The organism is Xenophilus sp. (genome assembly GCF_044462705.1).
GTDB classification, from domain to species: domain Bacteria; phylum Pseudomonadota; class Gammaproteobacteria; order Burkholderiales; family Burkholderiaceae_C; genus Xenophilus; species Xenophilus azovorans.
This window is the reverse complement of sequence record NZ_JBIQNC010000035.1, coordinates 1-22483: the sequence shown is the minus strand read 5'-3', so window position 1 is coordinate 22483 and position 22483 is coordinate 1. Positions and strand designations below refer to the sequence as shown.

The 22483-nt window shown below is 72.9% G+C and carries 24 protein-coding genes; 18 read left to right on the top strand and 6 right to left on the bottom strand.

Annotated elements, in window-relative coordinates:
- The first annotated feature begins 20 nt into the window (after positions 1 to 20).
- Complete coding sequence (gene gorA / locus ACIY1X_RS08265) at positions 21 to 1403, top strand: glutathione-disulfide reductase (RefSeq protein WP_399679726.1); 1383 nt, start codon at positions 21 to 23, stop codon at positions 1401 to 1403.
- Positions 1404 to 1545: 142 nt separating this feature from the next.
- On the opposite strand, the gene ACIY1X_RS08260 is transcribed toward gorA, so the two are convergent.
- Complete coding sequence (locus ACIY1X_RS08260) at positions 1546 to 2454, bottom strand: LysR substrate-binding domain-containing protein (protein WP_399679725.1); 909 nt, start codon at positions 2452 to 2454, stop codon at positions 1546 to 1548.
- Positions 2455 to 2636: 182 nt separating this feature from the next.
- Here ACIY1X_RS08260 and ACIY1X_RS08255 point away from each other — a divergent pair, with 182 nt between their 5' ends.
- From ACIY1X_RS08255 to ACIY1X_RS08235, 5 genes are read left to right on the top strand one after another with little or no spacing between them, the layout of a single operon-like run.
- Positions 2637 to 3404, top strand: a complete 768-nt coding sequence (locus tag ACIY1X_RS08255) for an ABC transporter permease (RefSeq protein ID WP_399679723.1) — start codon at positions 2637 to 2639, stop codon at positions 3402 to 3404.
- The gene (locus tag ACIY1X_RS08250) at positions 3401 to 4429 is read left to right on the top strand and encodes an ABC transporter ATP-binding protein (RefSeq protein ID WP_399679721.1); all 1029 of its coding nucleotides are present in this window, start codon (positions 3401 to 3403) and stop codon (positions 4427 to 4429) included. Before ACIY1X_RS08255 ends, ACIY1X_RS08250 begins: the two co-directional genes overlap by 4 nt.
- A gap of 40 nt (positions 4430 to 4469) precedes the next feature.
- The gene (locus ACIY1X_RS08245) at positions 4470 to 5546 is read left to right on the top strand and encodes an extracellular solute-binding protein (RefSeq protein ID WP_399679719.1); all 1077 of its coding nucleotides are present in this window, start codon (positions 4470 to 4472) and stop codon (positions 5544 to 5546) included.
- 5 nt (positions 5547 to 5551) lie between these two features.
- A complete protein-coding gene (locus tag ACIY1X_RS08240) occupies positions 5552 to 6367 on the top strand; it encodes an ABC transporter permease (protein ID WP_038211334.1) in 816 nt (271 codons plus the stop codon).
- Positions 6324 to 6893 carry a TIGR00725 family protein gene (locus ACIY1X_RS08235; protein WP_399679717.1) on the top strand — a complete coding sequence of 190 codons (570 nt, stop codon included), beginning with the start codon at positions 6324 to 6326 and terminating at the stop codon, positions 6891 to 6893. Before ACIY1X_RS08240 ends, ACIY1X_RS08235 begins: the two co-directional genes overlap by 44 nt.
- Positions 6894 to 6899: 6 nt before the next feature.
- On the opposite strand, the gene ACIY1X_RS08230 is transcribed toward ACIY1X_RS08235, so the two are convergent.
- Positions 6900 to 7682 carry an enoyl-CoA hydratase/isomerase family protein gene (locus ACIY1X_RS08230; protein WP_399679716.1) on the bottom strand — a complete coding sequence of 261 codons (783 nt, stop codon included), beginning with the start codon at positions 7680 to 7682 and terminating at the stop codon, positions 6900 to 6902.
- Between the two features lie 64 nt (positions 7683 to 7746).
- On the opposite strand from ACIY1X_RS08230, the gene ACIY1X_RS08225 reads away from it, so the two are divergent.
- Both ACIY1X_RS08225 and ACIY1X_RS08220 read left to right on the top strand, forming a co-directional pair.
- Entirely contained in the window at positions 7747 to 9264 is a 1518-nt protein-coding gene (locus tag ACIY1X_RS08225; RefSeq protein WP_399679715.1) for an AMP nucleosidase, read from the top strand.
- 11 nt (positions 9265 to 9275) lie between these two features.
- Entirely contained in the window at positions 9276 to 10172 is an 897-nt protein-coding gene (locus ACIY1X_RS08220) for an amidohydrolase family protein (protein WP_399679713.1), read from the top strand.
- 9 nt (positions 10173 to 10181) lie between these two features.
- On the opposite strand, the gene ACIY1X_RS08215 is transcribed toward ACIY1X_RS08220, so the two are convergent.
- Entirely contained in the window at positions 10182 to 10874 is a 693-nt protein-coding gene (locus ACIY1X_RS08215) for a helix-turn-helix transcriptional regulator (protein ID WP_038211337.1), read from the bottom strand.
- 89 nt (positions 10875 to 10963) lie between these two features.
- Between ACIY1X_RS08215 and ACIY1X_RS08210 the strand changes: the two genes are divergently transcribed.
- Together ACIY1X_RS08210 and ACIY1X_RS08205 are read left to right on the top strand one after the other, a co-directional pair.
- Positions 10964 to 12079, top strand: coding sequence for a cytochrome P450 (locus tag ACIY1X_RS08210; RefSeq protein ID WP_399679712.1), 1116 nt, complete (start codon positions 10964 to 10966; stop codon positions 12077 to 12079).
- Positions 12076 to 12420, top strand: a complete 345-nt coding sequence (locus tag ACIY1X_RS08205) for an antibiotic biosynthesis monooxygenase family protein (protein WP_399679710.1) — start codon at positions 12076 to 12078, stop codon at positions 12418 to 12420. Before ACIY1X_RS08210 ends, ACIY1X_RS08205 begins: the two co-directional genes overlap by 4 nt.
- 12 nt (positions 12421 to 12432) lie before the next feature.
- Here ACIY1X_RS08205 and ACIY1X_RS08200 read toward each other — a convergent pair whose 3' ends face one another.
- Positions 12433 to 12741 (bottom strand): hypothetical protein, encoded by a 309-nt coding sequence (locus ACIY1X_RS08200; protein WP_399679708.1) that lies wholly within the window; start codon positions 12739 to 12741, stop codon positions 12433 to 12435.
- A 95-nt stretch (positions 12742 to 12836) separates the two neighbouring features.
- Here ACIY1X_RS08200 and ACIY1X_RS08195 point away from each other — a divergent pair, with 95 nt between their 5' ends.
- From ACIY1X_RS08195 to ACIY1X_RS08185, 3 genes are all read left to right on the top strand, one after another.
- On the top strand, positions 12837 to 13766 hold the full coding sequence (locus ACIY1X_RS08195) for an ATP-binding cassette domain-containing protein (RefSeq protein ID WP_038211253.1): 930 nt from the start codon (positions 12837 to 12839) through the stop codon (positions 13764 to 13766).
- Positions 13753 to 14559, top strand: a complete 807-nt coding sequence (locus tag ACIY1X_RS08190; RefSeq protein ID WP_399679707.1) for an ABC transporter permease — start codon at positions 13753 to 13755, stop codon at positions 14557 to 14559. The genes ACIY1X_RS08195 and ACIY1X_RS08190 overlap by 14 nt, the downstream gene beginning before the upstream one ends.
- Positions 14560 to 14650: 91 nt before the next feature.
- Positions 14651 to 15025 carry a hypothetical protein gene (locus tag ACIY1X_RS08185; protein ID WP_399679705.1) on the top strand — a complete coding sequence of 125 codons (375 nt, stop codon included), beginning with the start codon at positions 14651 to 14653 and terminating at the stop codon, positions 15023 to 15025.
- Here ACIY1X_RS08185 and purT read toward each other — a convergent pair.
- Complete coding sequence (gene purT, locus ACIY1X_RS08180; RefSeq protein ID WP_399679703.1) at positions 15003 to 16208, bottom strand: formate-dependent phosphoribosylglycinamide formyltransferase; 1206 nt, start codon at positions 16206 to 16208, stop codon at positions 15003 to 15005. The two genes, ACIY1X_RS08185 and purT, sit on opposite strands and share 23 nt — an antisense overlap.
- Positions 16209 to 16352: 144 nt before the next feature.
- Here purT and ACIY1X_RS08175 point away from each other — a divergent pair, with 144 nt between their 5' ends.
- A complete protein-coding gene (locus tag ACIY1X_RS08175; protein WP_399679702.1) occupies positions 16353 to 17510 on the top strand; it encodes an acyl-CoA dehydrogenase family protein in 1158 nt (385 codons plus the stop codon).
- On the opposite strand, the gene ACIY1X_RS08170 is transcribed toward ACIY1X_RS08175, so the two are convergent.
- On the bottom strand, positions 17507 to 18472 hold the full coding sequence (locus ACIY1X_RS08170; RefSeq protein ID WP_399679700.1) for a LysR family transcriptional regulator: 966 nt from the start codon (positions 18470 to 18472) through the stop codon (positions 17507 to 17509). The genes ACIY1X_RS08175 and ACIY1X_RS08170 overlap by 4 nt on opposite strands.
- Positions 18473 to 18570: 98 nt before the next feature.
- Between ACIY1X_RS08170 and ACIY1X_RS08165 the strand changes: the two genes are divergently transcribed.
- The 4 genes from ACIY1X_RS08165 to ACIY1X_RS08150 are packed head-to-tail and all read left to right on the top strand — an operon-like array spanning position 18571 to position 22362.
- Positions 18571 to 19782: a CaiB/BaiF CoA transferase family protein gene (locus ACIY1X_RS08165; protein ID WP_399679698.1), complete on the top strand. Its 1212-nt coding sequence runs from the start codon at positions 18571 to 18573 to the stop codon at positions 19780 to 19782.
- Between the two features lie 15 nt (positions 19783 to 19797).
- Positions 19798 to 21063 (top strand): DUF1254 domain-containing protein, encoded by a 1266-nt coding sequence (locus tag ACIY1X_RS08160; protein ID WP_399679696.1) that lies wholly within the window; start codon positions 19798 to 19800, stop codon positions 21061 to 21063.
- Between the two features lie 32 nt (positions 21064 to 21095).
- On the top strand, positions 21096 to 22073 hold the full coding sequence (locus tag ACIY1X_RS08155) for a Bug family tripartite tricarboxylate transporter substrate binding protein (RefSeq protein ID WP_399679695.1): 978 nt from the start codon (positions 21096 to 21098) through the stop codon (positions 22071 to 22073).
- A gap of 58 nt (positions 22074 to 22131) precedes the next feature.
- Positions 22132 to 22362 carry a DUF3820 family protein gene (locus ACIY1X_RS08150; protein ID WP_399679693.1) on the top strand — a complete coding sequence of 77 codons (231 nt, stop codon included), beginning with the start codon at positions 22132 to 22134 and terminating at the stop codon, positions 22360 to 22362.
- The last annotated feature ends 121 nt before the right edge of the window (positions 22363 to 22483 follow it).

Genomic DNA, 22483 nt, shown 5'->3' with positions numbered 1-22483 from the left:
ATCCCGCGAAAGGCTGCGCCGTGCCCTCCCCCGCTTCCCCGTCCTCCTTCGACTTCGACCTCTTCGTCATCGGCGGCGGCAGCGGCGGCGTGCGCGCCGCGCGCATGGCCGGGCAGCGCGGCGCCCGCGTGGCGCTCGCCGAGTGCGCGGCCCTCGGCGGCACCTGCGTCAACGTGGGCTGCATCCCGAAGAAGCTCTACAGCTACGCCGCCGGCTATGCCGAGGCTTTCGAGGAAGCGCCGGGCTACGGCTGGACGCTGCCCGAGGCGCCGCGCTTCGACTGGCGCGTGCTCAAGGCGAACCGTGCGAAGGAGATCGCCCGGCTGAACCGCGTCTACCAGGGCCTGCTGGACGGTGCCGGCGTCACGCTGCTGCAGGGCTGGGCGCAACTGGTGGACGGCCACACGGTCGAGGTGGACGGCCGGCGCCACACGGCGAAGCACATCCTCGTGGCCACCGGCGGCATGCCGGTTCTGCCCGACCTGCCGGGCGCCGAATTGGGCGTGGTGTCGGACGCGGTGTTCGACCTGCCCGCGTTCCCGCAACGGCTGGTGGTGGTCGGCGCCGGCTACATCGCCTGCGAGTTCGCCTCCATCTTCCGCGGCCTGGGCGCGCAGGTGACGCAACTGGTACGCCGGGCCCACCTGCTGGATGCCTTCGACGAGGACGTACGCGAGTTCCTGGCGCGCGAGATGGGCAAGGCCGGCATCGACCTGCGCATGAACACGCAGGCCGAGACGATCACGCGCGACGAGGCGACCGGCCGGCTCTCGGTCTCGCTGGCGCGCGGCCAGGTGCTGGAGGCCGACACCGTGCTCTTCGCCACCGGCCGCCGGCCGAACACCGAGGGCATGGGCCTGGAGGCGGCCGGCGTGAAGCTGGACACGCGCGGCGCCGTGGTGGTGGACGACGAGTACCGCAGCAGCGTGCCCTCGGTCTTCGCGGTGGGCGACGTCTGCACGCGCCTGCAGCTCACGCCGGTGGCGCTGGCCGAGGCGATGGTGGTGGTGGACGGCCTCTTCGGCGACGGCCGGCGCCGCATGGACTACGACTTCGTGCCGACCGCGGTCTTCACGCACCCCAACGTCGGCACCTGCGGCTACACCGAGGCGGCGGCGCGCGCGAAGTTCGGCGAGGTGCGCATCTTCGCCACCGACTTCAAGCCGCTGCGCCACACGCTCTCGGGCCGCGAGGAGCGCACTTTCATGAAGCTCGTCGTCGATGCGAAGAGCGACCGCGTGGTGGGCCTGCACATGGTCGGCCCCGAGGCCGGCGAGATCGTGCAGGGCTTCGCGGTGGCGATGCGCGCGGGCGCGACCAAGGCGCAGTTCGATACGACCATCGGCATCCACCCGACGGCGGCGGAGGAGTTCGTGACGATGCGCGAGCCGACGGTGGGATGAGGAAGCTGGCAGGTGCTCACCCCCAACCGTTCACGCTGAGATGCTCACCCTCCACCGTTCACGCTGAGCCTGTCGAAGCGCGGCACCCGGCTTCGACAGGCTCAGCCCGAACGGTAGGGGTTGATCGAAGGCGTCCCGGCTTTCAGCCGAGGGCGCCCCGCGAACGGGCGCCCTCCGCCAGCAGCCAGTCCCGGAACGCCGCGAACGCCGGCAGGTGCATGCGGTCCGGCCGGAAGCACAGGAAGTGCCCCTGCTCCACCGCCACCGGCGATCCGCAGGGGCTGTGCAGCGCGCCCTCCGCCAGCTCGTCCTCCACCAGCACGCGCGGCACCAGGCCCAGCCCGAGCCCGCTGCGCGCCGCCTGGATCAGCGCCGAGTACTGCGCGAAGCGCGGGCCGGCCGACACCTGCCCCTCGGGCACGCCGTGCTGCGCCGCCCACTGCGGCCAGGCGGCGGTGGCCTCCTCGTGGTGCAGCAGCGTGTGGCCCAGCAGGTCGGCCGGCCGGCGGATGCGGTGCTGGCCGCCGGCCAGCGCGTCGGAGGCGATCAGCACGAACTCGCGGCCGGCGATGTACTCGGCCACCACGCCCGGCCACTCGCCGGGGCTGTAGCGGATCGCGGCATCGACGCGCGGCGGGATGCCGTCGGACGGATCGAGGTGGCGGCTGAAGCTCAGCGTGATCTGCGGGTGGCGGCGCCGGAACTCCGGCAGCCGCGGGATCAGCCAGCGCGTCAGGAAGGTCGGCACGCTGGCGAGCGTGAGCAGGCCCACGTCGCCGCCGCCGGAGCGTGCCTCGTAGGTCGCCGTCTCGATGGCGCGCAGGCTGCCCGCGATCTTCTGCCAGTAGGCCCGTCCCTGCGGCGTGAGCTGCACCCCGCGCCCGTGCTTGCGCAGCAGCTTGACGCCGAGGAAAGCCTCCAGCCCGGCGAGCTGCTTGCTCACGGCGCTGACGGTGATGCACAGCGCACCCGCGGCCTGGGTGAGGCTGTCGCAGCGCGCCACGGCGTCGAAGGCCAGCAGCTCCTGGATGGTGGGGCAGTCGCGCTTCATAGGTGAAAAAGGCGTGCGGGAGGCTTGAGCGGGAGAGGACAAACATTTTCCATCTGCTCAACGGAAGTCATCCAACTTTCACGCATCGACGGCGCATGTCTTCCTAGAATTTTCCGGCGCCAACATCCTGCACAGTCGCTGCCGGAAAGTGTTGCGGCGCACAAGACACGGAATTTGGAGACATGGTTCGCGGCATTTCCCTCGTCTACGGCCTGTACCTGCTGCTGCCGATGGCGCTGCTGGTGGTGGGCAGCTTCGGCCAGAGCTGGACGAACACGCTGCTGCCTTCCGGCCTCACGGGCCACTGGTACGCCGACCTCTGGACCGACCCGTCCTTCCGCAAGGCCTTCGTCAGCAGCCTGACGGTGGCGCTGGCCGCCTGCGCCATCGACGCCGTGCTGGCGCTGCCGCTGGCCTATGCCCTGTACCACGGCGCCCGGCGCGGCCACGCGCTGGCCTCGCGCATCGTCAGCGCCATGCCGGTGGCGGTGCCGGCCATCACGCTGGGCTTCGGCTACATGATCGTCTTCAACACCGACGCGATGCCCTGGCTGGGCAGCACGCCGCTCTTGGTGGCGGCGCACGCCATCGCCACCCTGCCCTACCTCACCAACACGCTGCTGACCGACCTGCGCCACCTGGGCCTGGAGCGGCTGGAGCAGGCCGCCGCCACGCTGGGCGCGACCGAGTGGCAGCGCTTCACCGGCATCGTGATGCCCAGCCTGCGCCAGAGCCTGCTGTCGGGGCTGGTGATGGTGGCGGCGCTGTCGATCGGCGAGTTCAACCTCTCCAACCTGCTGGCGGGCTTCCAGAACCGCACCTACCCGGTGGTGCTGCTGCAGGCCTTCTACGGCGCCACCGGCTTCGCCTGCGCCGCCACCGTCGTGCTGCTGCTGCTGGCCTGCCTGGCGGCCTTGCTTTCCTCTTCCGCGTTGCGCAAATCGTCATGAGCCTCGTCTTCGACCGCGTCAGCTACCACTACCCCGGCAGCAGCCAGGGCCTGCACGACGTCTCCTTCGAGGTGGGCGACGGCGAGCTGGTCGCAGTGATCGGCCCCAGCGGCTCGGGCAAGTCCACGCTGCTCAAGCTGGTGGCCGGGCTGGAGACCGGGCACAGCGGCCGCATCGCGCTCGGTGGGCACGACATGGCCGGCACGCCGGTGCACCGGCGCGGCATCGGCATGGTGTTCCAGAGCTACGCGCTGTTCCCGCACCTGTCGGTGCAGGACAACGTGGCCTACGGCCTGGCGCTGCGCGGCCAGCCGGCGGCGCAGCGCCGCGCGCGGGCCCGCGAACTGCTGGAGGTGGTCGGCCTGGCCGACTACGCGCAGCGCGCCATCGCGCAGCTGTCCGGCGGGCAGCAGCAGCGCGTGGCGCTGGCCCGCGCGCTGGCCATCGACCCGCGCGCGCTGCTGCTGGACGAGCCGCTGTCGGCCCTGGACGCCAGCGTGCGCGGCCACCTGCGCGATCAGATCCGCGCGCTGCAGCGGCGCTTCGGCGCCACCACGCTGCTGGTCACGCACGACCAGGAAGAGGCGCTGGCGATGGCCGACCGCGTGGCCGTGCTCAAGGACGGCCGCCTGCTGCAGATGGCGACGCCGCGCGAGCTGTACGAGCGGCCGGCGCAGCGCGCGGTGGCCGAGTTCGTCGGCCTCTCGACGCTGCTGCCGGGCCGCGTCTCGGCACCCGGCCGCGTGGACCTGGGCTTCGCCGAACTGGCCGCGCCGACCGAAGGCCGCAGCGCCGGCCAGGCGGTGCACCTGCTGGTGCGGCCCGAGCACGTGCTGCCCGACCCCGCGCCCGGCACGCCCAACCGCCTCGAAGGCCGGGCCGGCGCGGCGCGCTACCTGGGCTCCATCACCCGCTACGACTTCGAGGTGGCCGGCGCGCCGCGCCCCTTCCTCGCCGAAGGCCATGCGCCCGCCGCGCAGGCCATTGCCGTCGCCCCCGAGCACATCCGCCTGCTGGACGACTGACAACCACCGCTTTCCCCTCCACCCCTCCAAGGAGCCTCGCATGCAACGCAGACAACTGATCCAGGCCGCCGGCACGCTGCCGCTGGCCGCGCTCGCCGGGCGCGCCCTCGCCTTCGACGGCCCCGAGCTGTACGCCGGCGAGAAGGCGCTGTACGAGGAAGCGAAGAAGGAGGGCATGTGCGTCTCCTTCGACACCGGCCCCGAGTGGGCCAACTGGAAGTCGCTCTTCCGCGACTTCAAGAAGCGCTACCCCGAGATCGAGCTGACCTACAACGACCTGGGCTCGGCTGCCACCGTGGTGGCGCTGGAGAAGATGCGCCGCCGCCCGCAGGCCGACACCGCCTACTACTTCGCCGCCTCGGCCGTCGACGCGGTGAAGAAGGACGTGGTCGCGCCCTTCAAGCCGGTCAACTTCGAGAAGCTGCCCGAGGTCTTCCGCGAGGCCGAGGGCCGCTGGTTCACCATCCACACGCTGAACATCGCCTTCCTGGTCAACAGGAAGCTGGTGAAGAACGTGCCCACCGGCTGGGCCGACCTGCTCAAGCCCGAGTACAAGAACACCGTCACCTACCTCGACCCGCGCAGCACCGGCGTCGGGCAGGTGCTGGTCTTCGCCGCCGCGTACGCCAACGGCGGCGGCGTGGACAACGTCAAGGCGGGCACCGACTACCTGGGCCGCCTGCACGCGGCCGGCAACGTGCAGCGGGTGGAGGGCACCACGCCCTACGCCAAGTTCCTCAAGGGCGAGATCCCGGTCTGGATCAGCTACGAGAACGACGGCCTGAAGGCCAAGCACGTGGACGGCATGGGCGACGCCTGCGAGGTGCTGATCCCCAAGGAGGCCAGCGTGGCCGCGCCCTACGGCATCAGCCTGGTGAAGAACGGGCCCAACCCCAACGCCGGCAAGCTGTGGCTCAACTTCATCATGAGCACGGCCGGGCAGCAGCTCTTCGCGCAGGGTTATGTGCGGCCCTCGGTGCCGGGCATCCAGTTGCCGGCCGACGTGGCGGCCAAGATGCCGGCGGCGCCGCAGATCCGCCCGCTGGACGTGGTCAAGGCCTCGGCGCGCAAGGCCGAGGTGGACCAGCTCTGGGCGCAGGCCACCCTGGCGAAGTAGCCGTGATCCGCCGCTTCGGCGCCTGGCCCGCCTGGGCCTTCATGCTGCTGTTCTTCGCGCTGCCGCTGGGCGCGCTGGTGCCCGAGGCCTTCGGCGGCGAGGGCAAGGCCTTCGCCCGCCTGTTCGCCAACCCGCTGCTGCCCGGCGCGCTGCGCAACACGCTGGCGCTGGGACTCACGGCGGGCGGCGTGTCGGCCCTGGTGGGCACCGCGGTCGCCATCGAGCTGGCGCGCCAGCCCGAGGGGCGGCGGCGCTGGATGATGACGCTGCTGGGCCTGCCGCTGGCCTTCTCGGGGCTGGTGATCGCCTACGGCTTCATCCTGGCCTTCGGCCGCGCCGGCTTCGTCACGCAGTTGCTGGCGATGCTGGGCGCCGACCCGGCGCGCGTGGGCGGCTGGATCTACGGCGCCGCGGGCCTGGGCTTCGCCTATGCCTACTACCTGGTGCCGCGGGTGGCGCTGTCGCTGTACCCGGTGTTCGCCAACCTCGACCTGCGGCCGATGCTGGCGGCGCGCACGCTGGGCGCCACGCGCTGGCGCGCCTTCCGCGACACGGTGCTGGCCGAGGTGGCGCCCTCGGTGCTCGCCAACGCCTGCCTGGTGGCTGCCATCGCGATGGGCACCTACGGCACGGCGCTGGCGCTGGTGGGCACGCAGCTGAACATCCTGCCGCTGATGCTGTATGCGCAGGTGGGCGACGGCGGCTCGGATTTCGGCGTGGCGGCGGCGCTGTCACTGCTGCTGATGGCGCTGTGCGTCATCGTCATGGGACTGGGAGATGCGATTGCACGCAGACGAGAACGCGGCCCCGCCGCGCATTGACGACTACCCCGCGCCGCTGGCGCAGGCCCTGGCGCGCCTGGCCGAGCGCCAGCGCGGGCCGCGGCGCCACCGCCGGCCGGTGGGCATCATCGGCCCCGGCGACGGCGACGCCACGGTGTGCGAGGCCGCGCGCGAGGTGGCGCGCGCGCTGGCGCTGGCCGGCATTGCCATCGTCTGCGGCGGCCGCGGCGGCGTGATGGCGGCCGCCTCGCGCGGCGCGCGCGAGGGCGGCGGCATCGCCATCGGCATCCTGCCCGAAGAGGACGAGCGCCACGCCAACGAGTGGCTCAGCGTGGCCATCGCCACCGGCATGGGCGAGATGCGCAATGCGCTGGTGGCGCGCAGCGCCGTCTGCCTGGCGGCCATCGGCGGCAACATGGGCACGCTGTCGGAGATGGCGCTGGGCCTGAAGTGGGGCACGCCGGTGTTCGTGATGCACGGCGACGTGGCGCTGCCCGGCGCGGTGCCGGTGGCGGATGCGCAGGAGATGCTGGCGCGGCTGGTGGAATGCCTGCTGGCGAGCTGAGGCCGCTCAGCGCCCGGTGAAGCGCGCCGGCCGCTTCTCCTTCCACGCGAGCTGCCCTTCGCGCAGGTCGTCCGACGCCAGCGTGCGCAGCGTCGCCTCGCGCACCGCGCCTTCCGGCAGCGTGCCGCGCGCGATCCGGTTGAGGTGCCGCTTCATGCCCAGCAGCGCCAGCGGCGCCATGCCGGCCAGTTGCGCGACCAGCGCCTGCACCGCGCCCTCCAGCGCCTCCGGCGTCACCAGATGCGTCAGGAAGCCGATCTCGCGCATCGCCCGCGCATCGAGCGTCTCGCCGGTGAGGAACAGGCGCTTGGCCGTGTCCAGCCCCAGCCGCTCGACGTAGCGGCGCAGCCCGCTCTCGTAGAAATGCAGGCCCAGCCGCGCGGCCGGCATGAACATCTGCGCCGCCTCGCTGCCGACGCGGAAGTCGCAGGCCAGCGCGATGTCGGTGGCGCCGCCGTAGACGCCGCCCTGCACGGCCGCGACGGTGACGGCGCGGCAGTCTTCCAGCGCATCGACCATGTCGCCGAAGCCGGCGCCCTCCGCCTGGCTGGCCGCCATGTCGGCGATGTCGAAGCCGCTGCAGAAATGGCGGCCCTCGGCGCGCAGCAGCAGCACCAGCACGCCCTCGGCGCGGTTCACGGCGTCGACGTGCGCGCGCAGCACCGGCAGGTCGGCGGCCGCCAGGCGGTTGGCGACGGCCGGACGGCGCAGGGTGAGGGTGGCGACGTGGCCGTCGATGGCCAGCGCCGGCGCCTGGCCGGCGGAACGGGGTGCGGGGTCCTTGCTCATGGTGCGCCACTGTAGGGCCAGCGCTGCCACGCGCCCGCCATCGCGCCCATTGCACAATGCCGCCATGCCCTACATGCCCCCCTTCGTCGCCCCCGTCCGCTTCACCGATCCGGCCGCCGCGCTGGCGCAGGTGCAGCGCATCTACGACGAGGGCCTGGCCCACCTGCGCGACGCCATGCAGCGCTTCGTGGCCGGCGAGACGCTGCCGGGCCGCGTGCGCGCCTGCTACCCCTTCGTGCGGGTGCACACGCACACCAGCACACGCAACGCCACGCCCGCCACCGCCGGCCTGAGCTACGGCTTCGTCGCCGGCCCCGGCCGCTTCGAGACCACGCTCACCCGCCCCGACCTGTTCGCGCGCTACTACGAGAACCAGTTCCGCCTGCTGCTCGCCAACCACCGCATCGAGCTGGAGATCGGCACCAGCACCCAGCCGATCCCGGTGCACTTCTCCTTCGCCGAGAACGACCACATCGAGGGCACGCTCAGCCCCGATCGCCGCGCGCTGATGCGCGACGTGTTCGACCTGCCCGACCTGGCCGCCATGGACGACGGCATCGCCAACGGCACGCACGTCACGCGGCCCGGCGAGGCGGAGCCGCTGGCGCTGTTCACCGCCTCGCGGGTGGACTACTCGCTGCACCGCCTGCGCCACTACACCGGCACGGCGCCGCACTGGTTCCAGAACTTCGTGCTGTTCACCAACTACCAGTTCTACATCGACGAGTTCGTGCGGCTGGGCCACGAGGCGATGGCCGACGAGGCGAGCGAGTACATCGCCTTCGTGGAGCCGGGCAACGTGGTCACGCGGCGCCACAACCTGAAGCCGGAACAGGCCGGCGCGCTCGCCGACGCGCTGGCCGCGCTGCAGGGCACGCCGCCCGGCCGCCTGCCGCAGATGCCGGCCTACCACCTCGTGCGCGAGGACTGCAGCGGCATCACCATGGTCAACATCGGCGTGGGGCCGGCCAACGCCAAGACCATCACCGACCACATCGCCGTGCTGCGCCCGCACGCCTGGATGATGCTGGGCCACTGCGCCGGGCTGCGCAACACGCAGCAGCTGGGCGACTACGTGCTGGCCCACGCCTACGTGCGCGAGGACCACGTGCTCGACGAGGAGCTGCCGCTGTGGGTGCCGCTGCCCGCGCTGTCGGAGATCCAGCTCGCGCTGGAGCAGGCGGTGGCCGACGTGACCGGCTGCCGCGGCGCCGAGCTGAAGGCCATCATGCGCACCGGCACCGTCGCCAGCACCGACAACCGCAACTGGGAGCTGCTGCCGGGCAACGAGCCGCAGCGCCGCTTCAGCCAGAGCCGCGCGGTGGCGCTGGACATGGAAAGCGCCACCATCGCCGCCAACGGCTTCCGCTTCCGCGTGCCCTACGGCACCTTGCTGTGCGTGTCCGACAAGCCGCTGCACGGCGAGATCAAGCTGCCCGGCATGGCCAACCACTTCTACCGCGAGCGGGTGGAGCAGCACCTGCGCATCGGCATGCGCGCCATCGACATCCTGCGCGCCGAGGGCACCACGCGCCTGCACAGCCGCAAGCTGCGCAGCTTCGCGGAGGTGGCGTTCCAGTAGCGCCGGCGGCCATGCGGCTTCCTGCACGCTGGGCCGCCCTGGCGCTGTCGCTGGCCGCGGCGTCGTGCCCGGCGCAGACCATCCCGTTCATCGACGCGCATGCCCACCTGAACGACGAAGGCCTGCAGCTGGACATGATGGAGCGCTTCGGCGCCGAGCGCGCGGTGGTGTTCTGGGGCGGACGCAGCAGCAACCGGTCGGTGGCCGAGGCGGCGCGCCGGCATCCGCAGCGCTTCATCGCCTTCGCCTCGGTCTCGCCCGAGCGGCAGGCCTACCGCGCGGCCTGGAGCGGGGACGAAGCCGTGGCCTCCGCGCTGCTGGCCGAACTGGACGCGCTGCTGGCCGGCGGCGGCTACCACGGCATCGGCGAGATCAACGCGGTGCATTTCGCCTCGGCCGGCTTCGGCGAGATGGACCACGACCTCGACGGCCCCATGATGAACGGCATCATGGCGCTGGCGCGCAGGCACCGCGTGCCGGTGCTGCTGCACGTCGAATCCACGCGCATGGACGCGCTGTCGCGGCTGCTGGACCGCTTCCCCGACGTGCCGGTGATCTGGGCCCACGGCGGCTACACGCCCCTGATCCTGGCGCGGCGCATGCTCGAGGCGCATCCGCAACTGACCTACGAACTGAGCGCACGCACCTGGCCGCGCCATCCGCGCTCGCCGGAGTTCACGCTGCTGCGCGACGGGCAGCGGGTGTGGCCCGAATGGCTCGCGCTGATCGAGGCCATGCCCGAGCGCTTCGTCGTCGGCACCGACGCCAGCCACCGCAGCCGCGCCAGCGAGGAGATGAAGTTCGCCAGCGTGCAGGACTTCCTGCGCCAGCTCAGCCCCGGGGCGCAGGCGCGGGTCGGGCGCGACAACCTGCTGCGGCTGCTGCGCCTGGACGCGCCCGTGCGCTGATGTCAGCCGCTACGCCGGGCCGAACAGCCCGGGCGCCTCGCGCCGCGCCTTCGGCGTCACGGTGACGGCCCGCCCGTCCAGCTCGCGCCGCAGCCAGCCGCGCCGCAGCGCCAGCTGCAGGCAGGCCGCGCCCAGCGCGCCGCCCAGGTGCGGGCGGCGCTCGCTCCAGTCCAGGCAGGGGCAGGCCAGCCGGCGCCGGCTGCGCAACACGGCGGCCAGGTCCAGGCCCAGTCCTTCGAGTCCGCGCTCGCCGGCTTCGGTGAGCGTGTAGGCGCCGCTGCGCAGGCCCGCCAGCCAGCCCTGCGCATGCAGCCGGTCGTGCAGCGCGACGCCGGCCATGCCCGCCAGGTGGTCATAGCAGGTACGCGCGGCGCGCAGGCGAGCCGGCGTGCTGGGACGGAAGGCCGGGCCGGCGGCGGCGCCGGCCACCACCATCAGGCTTTCCAGCGCGGCGGCCACGTCTTCGTCGGCCAGGCGGAAGTAGCGGTGCCTGCCCTGCGTCCACAGGCTCACCAGGCCCTCGCGCTGCAGCCGCGCCAGATGCGCGCTGGCGGTGGAGGCCGCCACCTCGGCAGCCGCGGCCAGTTCGGTGGCGGTGCGTGCATGCCCGTCCATCAGGCAGCTCAGCATGCGGGCGCGGGCCGGCTCGGCGATCGCGCCGGCGAGGCGGGCCAGCCGCGTGTCGGGGTCGGGCAGGGGCATGTCCATGCGCCGCATGCTACGGCGGCGGCGCGGCCGACGCTTCGATGCCGGGCGAAGCGAGGCCGACCGGGACGGCCGACAGTGGCGCCATGAACGCACCCCACCTGCCGCCGCCGCGCGACGCCGTCGCCGCCGTCTCGCACCCCGATCCGTACCCCTGGTACGCCGCCCTGCGCAACGGGCCGCCGCTGCAGTTCGATGCCGCGCTGGGCCTGTGGGTGGCCGGCCGCGCCGACGTGGTGTGCCGGGCGCTGGCGCATCCCGCGCTGCGCGTGCGCCCGCCCGGTGCGCCGGTGCCGCCCGGCCTGGCGGGCACGCCGGCCGGGGCGCTGTTCGGCCAACTCGTGCGCTGGAACGACGGCGCCGTCCATGCCGAACACAAGCCGGCGCTGCAGGCGCTGCTGTCGGCCTTCGACGCTGCCGCCGTGCGGGCCGCCACGCTGCGCGCCGCACGCCTGCTGGGCCGCCGGCCCCTGGACGAACTCTGCTTCGCGCTGCCCGTGGCGTCGCTCGCCGCGCTGCTGGGCTTCGGCGACGACGCGCTGGAGGCGCTCGTGCACGCCACCCGCCGGCTGGCCGAGGGCCTGTCGCCCGCATCGACGCCCGCGCAATGGGCGGCCGCCGGCGCCGCGGCGCTGGCGCTGCAGGACGCGGCCGGCACGCTGCGCGCGGCGGTGGGCCGGTCGGCGGTCTTCCGCTCGAACCTGGCCGGGCTGCTGGTGCAGGGCTGCGACGCCGGCGCCGCGCTGCTGGGCAACACCCTCGCCGCGCTGGCGCGCCGGCCCGACCTGCACGCCACGCTCGCGGCCGATCCCGGCCGCCTGCCCGGCTTCGTCGCCGAGGTGGCGCGCCACGATGCGCCGGTGCAGAACACGCGCCGCTTCGCCGCCGAGGCGATGGCCTTCGAGGGCGCGCGCCTGGCGCCCGGCGACGGCCTGCTGCTGGTGCTGGCGGCCGCGCAGCACGACCCGGCCCTGCACCCGGCGCCGGGCTGCTTCGACCTCGACCGCGCGGAACGTCGGCTGCTGTGCTTCGGGCACGGCATGCATCGCTGTCCCGGGCAGTCCATCGCCTTGGCGATCGCGGCGACGGCGCTGGAATCGCTACTCACCCGCGCCGGCGAAGGCATGCTGACGCTGCCCGCCGGCCATCGGCCTTCGGCCAACTGCCGCATTCCCTTTTTCGACCAGGAGACCTCCCCATGATGGCCGTGATCTTCGAAGTGCAGCCCGCGCCCGGGCAGCGCCAGGCATATCTCGACACCGCGGCGGCGCTGCGGCCGCAACTGGAACGCATGGACGGCTTCCTCTCCATCGAGCGCTTCCAGAGCCTGAGCGACCCCGACCGCCTGCTGAGCCTGAGCTTCTGGCGCGACGAGGCCGCGCTGGCCGCGTGGCGCCGGCTCGAATCGCACCGCCGCGCCCAGGCGGCCGGCCGCGACCACGTGTTCGCCGGCTACCGGCTGCGGGTGGCGGCGGTGGTGCGCGACTACGGCATGGACGCGCGCAACGAGGCGCCCGAGGACAGCCGCACCGTGCACGGCTGAAGGCGTTCCGCGTCAGGCGATCGCGTCCGCGAAGCGTTCGCGGAAGGCCGCGCAGAAGGCGGGCGTGCCGACGACCGACAGCGTCCAGGTGCGCCGCGGCGCGGGGCCATGCTCGTCGTCCTCCACGTGCAGGTCGGCGTCCCATTCGCCGCCCGCCTCCACCGGCGCGCGCCGGCCGGGGAAGGCAGCCTCGGCCCACGCCAGCACCTGGCCGATCTCGGCCTCCACGGCAGCGGCACGCACCGGGGCGACGCTGGCCATGGCCTCGAACAGGCCGACGCCGTCGTCGCCCTCGCTGTGGTCGAAGAGCAGGTAGTCCATGCTGGCGGGCGATTGTCCTTCGGCGCACGGCCGGCGAAACACAGTGTTCGCCGGGGCGGCGCCGGCGCCGCGGCGGCCTTTGCCACAATGCCGCGGTGCCCTCCGCCCCGCTCCTCCAGGCCCGCCACCTCTTCAAGCGCTACGGCGACACCACGGTGGTGGACGACCTCTCCTTCGAGATCGCACCCGGCGAATGCCTGGGCGTGATCGGCCCCAACGGCGCCGGCAAGACCACCACCATCCGCATGTGCCTGGGCCTGACGGCGCCGGACGCGGGCGAGATCGTGGCGATGGACGGCCTGGCCATGCCGCGCGACGCGCGGGCGATCAAGGCGCAGCTCGGCGTGGTCAGCCAGTTCGACTCGCTCGACCCGGACTTCAGCTGCGCCGAGAATCTGGTGGTCTACGCGCGCTACTTCGGCTTCTCGCGCCGCGCCTTCGCGCCGAAGGTGCCGCAGCTGCTGGACTTCGCGGCGCTCTCGCACAAGGCCGACGCCAAGCCGGGCGAGCTCTCCGGGGGCATGCGCCGGCGCCTGTCGCTGGCGCGCGCTCTGGTCAACGACCCGAAGCTGCTGCTGCTGGACGAGCCCACCACCGGCCTCGACCCGCAGGCGCGCCACCTGATGTGGGAGCGCCTGCAGACGCTGCTGCAGCAGGGCAAGTCGATCCTGCTGACCACGCACTTCATGGACGAGGCCGAGCGCCTGTGCTCGCGCCTGCTGGTGATCGACCACGGCCGCAAGATCGCCGAGGGCCGTCCGCGCGAGCTGATCGCCGAACACCTGGAGCCCGACGTGGTGGAGGTGTACGGCAACGGGGCGCTGGCTTTGGCCGCGTCGCCGCTGCGCCAGTTCGCCGCACGGGTGGAGGTGAGCGGCGAGACCGTCTTCTTCTACACGCAGGACGCGCGCCGCCTGCTCGACGCGCTGGCCGCGCACGGCGGCCTGCGCATCTTCCACCGCCCGGCCAACCTGGAAGACCTGTTCCTCAAGCTCACCGGAAGGCAGATCCGTGAAGACGGCTGATCCCTCGCCCTGGCGCCCGCCCGCCATCACCGCCCGCTGGTGGCCGGTGTTCCTGCGCAACCTGCTGGTGTGGCGCAAGCTGGCGCTGCCCAGCCTGATCGGCAACATCGCCGAGCCGCTGATCTGGCTCGTGGCCTTCGGCTACGGCATGGGCGCGCTGGTGGGGCAGGTGCAGGTGGACGGGCGGGCGGTGCCCTACATCCTGTTCCTGGCCAGCGGCTCGATCTGCATGAGCGCGATGAACGCGGCCAGCTTCGAGGCGCTGTACTCGGCCTTCTCGCGCATGCATGTGCAGAAGACCTGGGACGGCATCATGAACGCGCCGGTGGGCCTGGACGACGTGGTCTTCGCCGAGATGGCATGGGCCGCCTTCAAGTCGCTGTTCACCGTCACCGCCATCCTGCTGGTGATGCTGGGGCTGGGCATCAGCCACAGCCCCAAGCTGCTGGCGGCCTGGTTCATCCTGGCCGGCTGCGGCATCGTGTTCTCCAGCATCGCGCTGATCTTCAACGCGCTGGCGAAGAGCTACGACTTCTTCACCTACTACTTCACGCTGTTCATGACGCCGATGATGTTCCTGTCGGGCGTGTTCTTCCCGCTGGAGCAGCTGCCCGACGCGGTGCAGGCGGTGGCGCGCTGGCTGCCGCTGGCCAACGCGGTGGCGCTGGTGCGGCCGCTGTTCATGGACCAGTGGCCCGCCGCCTGGCTGCAGCCGGCGCTGACGCTGGCGGCCTATGCGGTGGCCGCCTTCTGGGCGGCGCTGGCGCTCACCCGGCGGCGCTTCGCCGCCTGACGAACGGTCGGGCGGCCGGGTCGGCCGGCGGGCGAAACGTAGACAATGGCATTAACAACAAGAACGCCCGCCGCTGTCCGCCCACCCCGTCATGAAGCACATCCTCCGCTCCTGGACTTTCTGGATCCGGCTCGAACTGGGCGATGAATGCCGCGAGTACCTGGACCGGATCACGCTGCCCCGGCTGCGCGGGGCGCCCGGCAACCTCTATGCCACCGCCCTGTTCCGCGGCCTGCCGGACGGCACGCTCGAGGTGGTGGTCGCCTCGGTGTGGGAGAACCTGGAGAGCATCCGCGGCCACGCCGGGGAAGACCTGCTCCAGCCCTCGGTGGAGCCGGAGGTGCGCGCCAAGATGGTGGACCGCGACATCGTGGTGCGGCACGCGCTCATCGACCCGATCGACCCTGCCGCCGGCGTCCCCCCCGAAACGCTGAGGGGTGGGCTCAGCCCGCTGCCCGCGGCCTGACGCGCGAGGCCGCCTCCCGGGCGTGGCGGCGCGCTGTCTCCACATCGTCCGCGTGCGCCAGCGCCACGCCCATGCGGCGCCGGGCGAAGCTCTCCGGCTTGCCGAACAGGCGCAGGTCGGCGCCGGGCACGGCCAGCGCCTCGTCCACGCCGTCGAACACGATGCCCACCGCATCGACGCCGCCGTAGATCACGGCGCTGGCACCGGGGCTCTTCAGCGCGGTGTCCACCGGCAGGCCGAGGATGGCGCGCGCATGCAGCTCGAACTCGCTCTGCCACTGCGTGGCCAGCGTCACCAGGCCGGTGTCGTGCGGTCGCGGGCTCACCTCGCTGAACCACACCTGCTCGCCCTTGACGAACAGTTCCACCCCGAAGATGCCGAGCCCGCCCAGGTCGGCCGTCACCTGCCCGGCGATCTCCTGCGCGCGCGCCAGCGCCGCCGGGTGCATGGGGTGCGGCTGCCAGCTTTCCACGTAGTCGCCGTGGGCCTGCAAGTGCCCGATGGGCTCGCAGAAGCGGGTCTGCACGGCGCCGCCCTCGCCGCGGGCCCGCACCGTCAGCAGCGTGATCTCGTAGTCGAAGTCGATGAAGCCCTCGACGATGACGCGGCCGGTGCTCACCCGGCCGCCGGCCATGGCGTAGTCCCAGGCCCGGCGCACGTCCTGCGGGCCGTCGATGCGGCTCTGGCCCTTGCCCGAACTGCTCATCACGGGCTTGACGATGCAGGGGTAGCCGATGCCCTCGTCGATGGCGGCCTGCAGCTCCCCCAGCGAGTCGCAGAAGCGGTAGGGGCTGGTCGGCAGGCCCAGCGTCTCGGCGGCCAGGCGGCGGATGCCCTCGCGGTCCATGGTGAGGCGGGCGGCGCGGGCGGTGGGGATCACCTTCACCGTGCCGGCCGCCTCCAGCGCCTCCAGCACCGGCGTGGCGATGGCCTCGATCTCGGGCACCACCAGGTCGGGCTTCTCCTGCTCGATCAGCGCCTTGAGCTGCGCCGGGTCGCTCATGACGATGGTGCGCGCATGGTGCGCCACCTGCTGGCCGGGTGCGTTCTCGTAGCGGTCGACGGCGATGGTCTCCACGCCCAGGCGCTGCAGGGCGATGAGCACCTCCTTGCCGAGTTCGCCGGAGCCCAGCAGCATCACGCGGGTGGCCTGGGGGGAAAGGGGGGTGCCGAGACGGGTCATGGCGGACAGGTGCGAAGTGGAAACGGGACGACCCCGCACTGTAAGGCCGCCGCCGGCAGCCACTTGGCACAAGCCCGCCCGCCCCGCGCCGCCTAGAGTGGACGGCCCCCGCCCGCCACGCCCCCGCAGCAGGAGACCGCGACGATGCACTACACGCACGAGCACCGGCAGATGCAGCAGACGCTGCGCCGCTACATCGACGAGCACATCAACCCGCGCGTGGACGAGTGGGAAGCGGCCGAGATCGCGCCGCTGCACGAGATCTTCAAGGGCCTGGGCGCGCTGGGCCTGCTGGGCCTGAACAAGCCCGAGGCCTACGGCGGCGCCGGGCTCGACTATTCCTGGGCCATGGCGATGGCCGAGACGCTGGGCCACGTGAGCTGCGGCGGCATCCCGATGGCGATCGGCGTGCAGACCGACATGTGCACGCCGGCGCTGGCGCGCTTCGGCAGCGACGAGCTCAGGCGCGAGTTCCTGGCGCCGGCCATCGCGGGCGAGCAGGTGGGCTGCATCGGCGTGAGCGAGCCCGTCGCGGGCAGCGACGTGGCCGGCATCCGGAGCGTGGCGCGCAAGGACGGCGGCGACTACGTCATCAGCGGCCAGAAGATGTGGATCACCAACAGCCTGCAGGCCGACTGGATGTGCATGCTGGTCAACACCGGCGACGGGCCGGCACACAGGAACAAGTCGCTGGTCATGGTGCCGATGGACCGGCCCGGCATCGAGAAGGCCGGGAAGATCCGCAAGATCGGCATGCACAGCAGCGACACCGGCCTCATCCACTTCGACGAGGTGCGCGTGCCGCAGCGCTATCGCATCGGCGAGGAGGGCCAGGGCTTCGTCTACCAGATGCAGCAGTTCCAGGAGGAGCGGCTGTGGTGCGCCGCCAGCGCGCTGGTGCCGATGGAGGACTGCATCGCCCAGACCATCGGCTGGGCGCAGGAGCGGCGCCTGTTCGGCGCCACGCTGGCCGACCAGCAGTGGGTGCAATTCAAGCTGGCCGAGCTGCAGACCGAGGTGGAGGCGCTGCGCGCCCTGACCTACCGCGCCTGCGACCTGTACCTGGCGGGGCAGGACGTGCTGCAGCTCGCCTCCATGGCGAAACTCAAGGCCGGCCGCCTCACGCGCGAGGTGGCCGACACCTGCCTGCAGTTCTGGGGCGGCATGGGCTTCACGCTGGAGAACCGCGTCTCGCGCCTGTACCGCGACGGCCGCCTGGCCTCCATCGGCGGCGGCGCCGACGAGGTGATGCTGGGCATCCTGGCGAAGACGATGGGGATCGCGAAGCGGCCGCCCCGCTAGCGCGGCCGGCGCCGCGATGCCAGGCGTTCGCCGACCTGCCTGACGGCCTCGGCGAAGGCCCGCAGCACCGCGGGCGGGTCGGCGCGCCCGCTGCGCGTGTACAGGCCGAAGGACGGCAGGCCCATGACCGGCGCAACCGACACCCGGCGCACGCCGCCGCGGGCGATCTCGTCGATGGCCTGCTCCAGCCGCACCGCGCACAGCAGCGACGGGTCCATGCGCAGCACGGCGCCGATCGTCACCGACGACATCACCTCGACCACCGGCTCCGGCGGCGTCGCGCCGTCGTTCAGGAAGGCCGTCATGAAGGCCTGGCGCACCAGCGTCTCCTTCGGCGGCACCACCCAGGGCGCGCCACGCAGGTCGGCCCAGCGCAGGCCGCGGCGGGCGGCCTGCCGGTTCGAGGCCGCCGCCATCACGCACAGCTCGTCGCCCAGGAGGACTTCCGGGCGCAGCAGCGGGAGCATGTCGCCCGACAGCAGCTCGGGGGTGACGGCGGCGAACACACAGTCCAGCTCGCCGTCGAGCAGGCGCCGGAAGAGTTCGTGGACGCGGCCTTCCCGCACGTGCACCGCGGCGCCCGGCAGGCGCTCGCGCAGCCGGATGATGGCGGCCGGCACCGTGGCGGTGACGGACGGCGCGCCCACGCGCAGCACGGCGGCCACGCCGTCGCGCAGGGCGTCGACGTCCTCCGTCGCGCGCACCAGCTCGTGCAGCACCGCCCGGGCGCGGTAGACCGCGGCCCTGCCCAGGGCGTTGGCGTGGATGCCCTGGTGGCCGCGCTCGAACAGCCTTTCGCCGAAGCAGCCCTCGATCTCCCCCAGCATCTTGCTGATGGCCGGCTGGCTCAGGTGCAGCCGCGCGGCCGCGCCGCGCATCGTCGGCGTGTCCGCGAGCGCGACCAGCAGCTCCAGGTGCCTCAGCCGCAGCTTGCGCACGAGGCGGTCGGTCTTGGCGTCCATGTCGAATCCCCCCGCGATACAGGCGATCACCAATTGTGATCGACACCTCACGAATATCGAATTTTCAAGAATCGCCGGCGGGGATAAGGTCGCCGGCAATGGATACGGAACAACAGCAGGAGACGCCCCGGCCCGCCGCGCCGCTGCAGGGCGTGCGCGTCATCGACCTGGGCCAGTACATCGCCGGCCCCGGCGCCGCCATGGTGCTGGCGGAACTCGGCGCCAGCGTGATCAAGATCGAGCCGCCGGGCGGCGACCAGGCGCGGCACATCGGCCGCTACGGCGAGTCGATGCTGCGGGCCTACAGCCGCGGCAAGCAATCCATCGCGCTGGACCTCAAGAGCGAGGCCGGCCGCGAGGTCGCCTGGCGCCTGATCGCGCACAGCGACGTCGTCGTCCAGAACCTGCGCCCCGGCGCGGTGGAATCGCTGGGGCTGGGCCCCGCCGCCGTGCGCGGGCGCTTCCCGCGGGTGGTCTACCTGTCGATCTCCGGCTTCGGCGACCGCGGCCCCTCGCGCGAGCGCCCCGGCTACGACATCGCGGCGCAGGCGGAAAGCGGCCTGATGTCGGTCACCGGCGAACCCGACCGCCTGCCGCAGAAGGTGGGCGTGCCGGTGATCGACGCGGCCGCGGCGCACCTGGGCGCCCAAGCGGTGCTGGCCGCGCTCTACGGCCGCGAGAAGACCGGTACCGGCGAGACGCTACACACCTCGCTGCTGGAGGTGGCGATGCACCTGCAGGCCACCACCTGGTGCGACTACCTGGGCGGCGCGCCGGAGCCCACGCGCATCGGCGACGGGCAGCCGCACAACGCGCCCGCCGCCGAGGTGGTGCCGACGCGCGACGGCCACATCGTGCTGTCGGCCTACGCGGACGAGCACTGGGCCCGCTTCTGCCGCGTGATGGGGCGCGAGGCGCTGGCGACGGACGAGCGCTTTCGCACCAACGCCCTGCGCGTGCAGCACCGCGACGCGCTGCGGGCGGTGCTGCGCGAATGCCTCTCGGCACTCACGAGCGACGAATGCGTGGCCCTGCTCGGCCGCCACCAGATCGTCGCGGGCGCCGTGCGCAGCTACCGGCAGGCGCTGCACAGCCCCGACGTGCAGGCCAGCGGCATGCTGGTCGACGCGGTGGCCGCCGACGGCAGCCGCTACCAGGCGCTGGCCCTGCCCTACCGCCTGGGCGAATCGCCGCGCGCCACGCCGCCCGCGGCGCCCGCCTGCGGCGCCGACACCGCCCGCGTGCTGGCCGAGGCCGGCTACGGCGAGGACGAGATCGCCGCACTGCGCCGCGCCGGCGCCGTGGCCTGAACGACGAAAGCCAGCATGCCTGCCGAGACGCTCTTTGCCCCGACCGCCGCCGAGCAGGCGGTGATCCAGACCCTGCCGCTCTTCGAGATGATGCGCATGCGCGCGGCCACCACCGCGCGCCGCCATCCCGTCCTGGGCTTCGCCTCTCAGGACCGCGGCGCGACGCTGCGCTGGGTCAACCAGTTCACCCACACGCACCGCCGGCTCGGCCCCGAGGACCGCGAGGTCGTCAGCCCGAACAACGACACCGTCTACAGCAACGCCTGGCTGGACCTGTCCGAGGGGCCGGTCGTGATCGACACGCCCGACATGGGCGAGCGCTACTGGACGCTGGGCCTGCTGGACGCCTGGACCAACCCCTTCGCCTACGTGGGCCGCCGGACGACCGGCAGCCGCGCCCAGCGCACGCTGGTGCACGGCCCGTCGTGGCGCGGCACGGTCCCCGAAGGCATCACGCAGACCATCGCCGCGCCGGGCGACGACGTGTGGATCATCGGCCGCATCCTGGTGGACGACGACGGGCCCGATGCGCAGCAGGTGCGCGGCCTGCAGTCCGCGATGCGGCTCGTGCGCCCGGACGGCAGCGACGCGGCGATGCGCGTGGACACCTGGATCGACGGCCGCGACACGCGCGTCCCGTCGCCGGCGCCCTACCGCTCGATCGTCGACGCGGCGCTGCGGCGCAACCCGCCGCCGCCGGAGGAGCCGCTGTCCTGGCCGCCCGCACCCGACGCCCTCGCCCGCGCGCTGCCCGCCGTCTACGACCGGCTGCGCACGGGCGGCCAGCCGCACGACCTGGGCGGCGGCTGGGCCATCCCGGTGGTGGTGCGCACCCACTGGGGCGGCGACCACCTGACGCGCGCCCGCATCGCCCGCAACTTCATCGGCGCCCTCGGCATCGACGAGGCGATGTACCCCACCGCCGAGGTGGACGCCCATGGCGCGCCGCTCGACGGCGCGCGGCGCTACGAGCTGCGCTTCGCGCCGGGCGCGGGCCCGAAGGTGGGCGCCTTCTGGTCGCTCACCATGTACCGGCGCAGCGACTGCCTCTTCGTCGCCAACCCCATCCACCGCTACTCGATCGGCGACCGCACGCCGGGGCTGTGCCACGACGCGGACGGCAGCCTCGCGATCCGGCTGCAGGCCGACGACCCCGGGCCGGGCTTCAACTGGCTGCCTGCCCCGCAGGGCGAGCCGTTCTACGTCGTGCTGCGGCTCTACCAGCCCCATGCCGACCACCTGGAGCGGCGCTTCGCCTATCCGCCCATCCGGCCGCTCTGACACCCGCACCCCAAATCGAACGGAGACACACCATGACACTGAACCGCCGCCGCCTTCTCACCACCACCGCCGCCGCGCTGGCGCTCCCGTGGGCCGCTGCCGCCCGGGCCCAGGCCTGGCCCGCACGGCCGATCCGCCTGGTCTCGCCCTACGGCGCCGGCGGCTCCAACGACATCCTGACGCGCGTGCTCGGCGACTTCCTGTCGCGCCGGCTCGGGCAGAGCGTCGTGGTGGAGAACAAGGCCGGCGCGGGCACGCGCATCGCCAACGAGTACGTCGCCAAGGCGCCGGCGGACGGCTACACGCTGCTGCACGCCGCGGCGCCCATCGCCATCGGCGAGGCGCTCTACAAGGACCTGCCCTACGACGTGCACAAGAGCTTCACCGCCATCGGCAGCACCGCCATCGCGCCGCTGTTCCTCGTCGTCAACGCCGAGGCGCCCTACAGGACGCTCGCCGAATTCCTCAAGCACGCGAAGGCCGACCCCAAGGGCGCGACCTTCGGCTCCCCGGGGCCCGGCTCGGCGCCGCACCTGACGGCCGAACTGCTGCTGCGCAGCTCCGGCACGCCGGGCATCGTCGTCCAGTACCGCGGCGACGCGGCGGCCTATACCGAGCTGCTGGCAGGCCGCATCGACGCCACGCTGACCGCGATCTCGACCGCCGTGCCGCACATCCAGGCCGGCAAGCTGCGCGTGCTGGGCGTCGCCAACGAGGCGCGCACGCCGCTCTATCCGCAGGCGCCGACGCTGCGCGAGCAGGGGCTGCCCACCGTCGTCGGCTACGGCTGGTACGGCATGCTCGCGCCGGCCGGCACGCCCGCCGCCGTCGCCGAGCGCCTGAACGCCGAGATCCGCGCCGCCGTGGCCGATCCCGAGGTCCGCCGCAAGGCGGAGGCCGCGGGCCTGGAGCTGCGCGGCGGACAGCCCGCCGAGTTCAGCGCCTTCATCGCCGCCGAGACGCGCAAGTGGGCGCAGATCATCAAGGCGGCCAACATCACGGCGGAATAGGGAAGAGGCGCCGCGGCGCCATCGGCTATCGTTCGCTGCGCCCTCCCTGCGCAGCCCCATGAACCCCGACGACCTCCAGCGCCTCGCCACCCTCCCGATGCCCTTCGGCAAGCACAAGGGCACGCTGATCGCCGACCTGCCGGGCAACTACCTGGCCTGGTTCGCGCGCGAGGGATTTCCGAAAGGGGAGATCGGCCGGCTGCTCGCGCTGATGCACGAGATCGACCACAACGGGCTGCGGCCGCTGCTGCAGCCGCTGCGGCCGGACCGCGGGAGCGGCCGGCCGTAACGCCGCGTCAATGGGTCGCGATACTGCGCGACACCGGGACCGGCCGCGTCATCATGACACCGGAGGCCGCGGAGCAGGCCATGCGCGAACACCCGCGGAACTGGCTTGGCCAGGCCGCTGG

Bases quoted from the DNA above. Each gene is read 5' to 3' on its own strand.
- ACIY1X_RS08260 (WP_399679725.1), bottom strand. From the start codon at position 2,454: ATGAAGCGCGACTGCCCCACCATCCAGGAGCTGCTGGCCTTCGACGCC.
- ACIY1X_RS08255 (WP_399679723.1), top strand. From the start codon at position 2,637: ATGGTTCGCGGCATTTCCCTCGTCTACGGCCTGTACCTGCTGCTGCCG.
- ACIY1X_RS08250 (WP_399679721.1), top strand. From the start codon at position 3,401: ATGAGCCTCGTCTTCGACCGCGTCAGCTACCACTACCCCGGCAGCAGC.
- ACIY1X_RS08245 (WP_399679719.1), top strand. From the start codon at position 4,470: ATGCAACGCAGACAACTGATCCAGGCCGCCGGCACGCTGCCGCTGGCC.
- ACIY1X_RS08235 (WP_399679717.1), top strand. From the start codon at position 6,324: ATGCGATTGCACGCAGACGAGAACGCGGCCCCGCCGCGCATTGACGAC.
- ACIY1X_RS08230 (WP_399679716.1), bottom strand. From the start codon at position 7,682: ATGAGCAAGGACCCCGCACCCCGTTCCGCCGGCCAGGCGCCGGCGCTG.
- ACIY1X_RS08225 (WP_399679715.1), top strand. From the start codon at position 7,747: ATGCCCTACATGCCCCCCTTCGTCGCCCCCGTCCGCTTCACCGATCCG.
- ACIY1X_RS08220 (WP_399679713.1), top strand. From the start codon at position 9,276: ATGCGGCTTCCTGCACGCTGGGCCGCCCTGGCGCTGTCGCTGGCCGCG.
- ACIY1X_RS08215 (WP_038211337.1), bottom strand. From the start codon at position 10,874: ATGCCCCTGCCCGACCCCGACACGCGGCTGGCCCGCCTCGCCGGCGCG.
- ACIY1X_RS08210 (WP_399679712.1), top strand. From the start codon at position 10,964: ATGAACGCACCCCACCTGCCGCCGCCGCGCGACGCCGTCGCCGCCGTC.
- ACIY1X_RS08205 (WP_399679710.1), top strand. From the start codon at position 12,076: ATGATGGCCGTGATCTTCGAAGTGCAGCCCGCGCCCGGGCAGCGCCAG.
- ACIY1X_RS08200 (WP_399679708.1), bottom strand. From the start codon at position 12,741: ATGGACTACCTGCTCTTCGACCACAGCGAGGGCGACGACGGCGTCGGC.
- ACIY1X_RS08185 (WP_399679705.1), top strand. From the start codon at position 14,651: ATGAAGCACATCCTCCGCTCCTGGACTTTCTGGATCCGGCTCGAACTG.
- purT (WP_399679703.1), bottom strand. From the start codon at position 16,208: ATGACCCGTCTCGGCACCCCCCTTTCCCCCCAGGCCACCCGCGTGATG.
- ACIY1X_RS08175 (WP_399679702.1), top strand. From the start codon at position 16,353: ATGCACTACACGCACGAGCACCGGCAGATGCAGCAGACGCTGCGCCGC.
- ACIY1X_RS08170 (WP_399679700.1), bottom strand. From the start codon at position 18,472: ATGGACGCCAAGACCGACCGCCTCGTGCGCAAGCTGCGGCTGAGGCAC.
- ACIY1X_RS08165 (WP_399679698.1), top strand. From the start codon at position 18,571: ATGGATACGGAACAACAGCAGGAGACGCCCCGGCCCGCCGCGCCGCTG.
- ACIY1X_RS08160 (WP_399679696.1), top strand. From the start codon at position 19,798: ATGCCTGCCGAGACGCTCTTTGCCCCGACCGCCGCCGAGCAGGCGGTG.
- ACIY1X_RS08155 (WP_399679695.1), top strand. From the start codon at position 21,096: ATGACACTGAACCGCCGCCGCCTTCTCACCACCACCGCCGCCGCGCTG.
- ACIY1X_RS08150 (WP_399679693.1), top strand. From the start codon at position 22,132: ATGAACCCCGACGACCTCCAGCGCCTCGCCACCCTCCCGATGCCCTTC.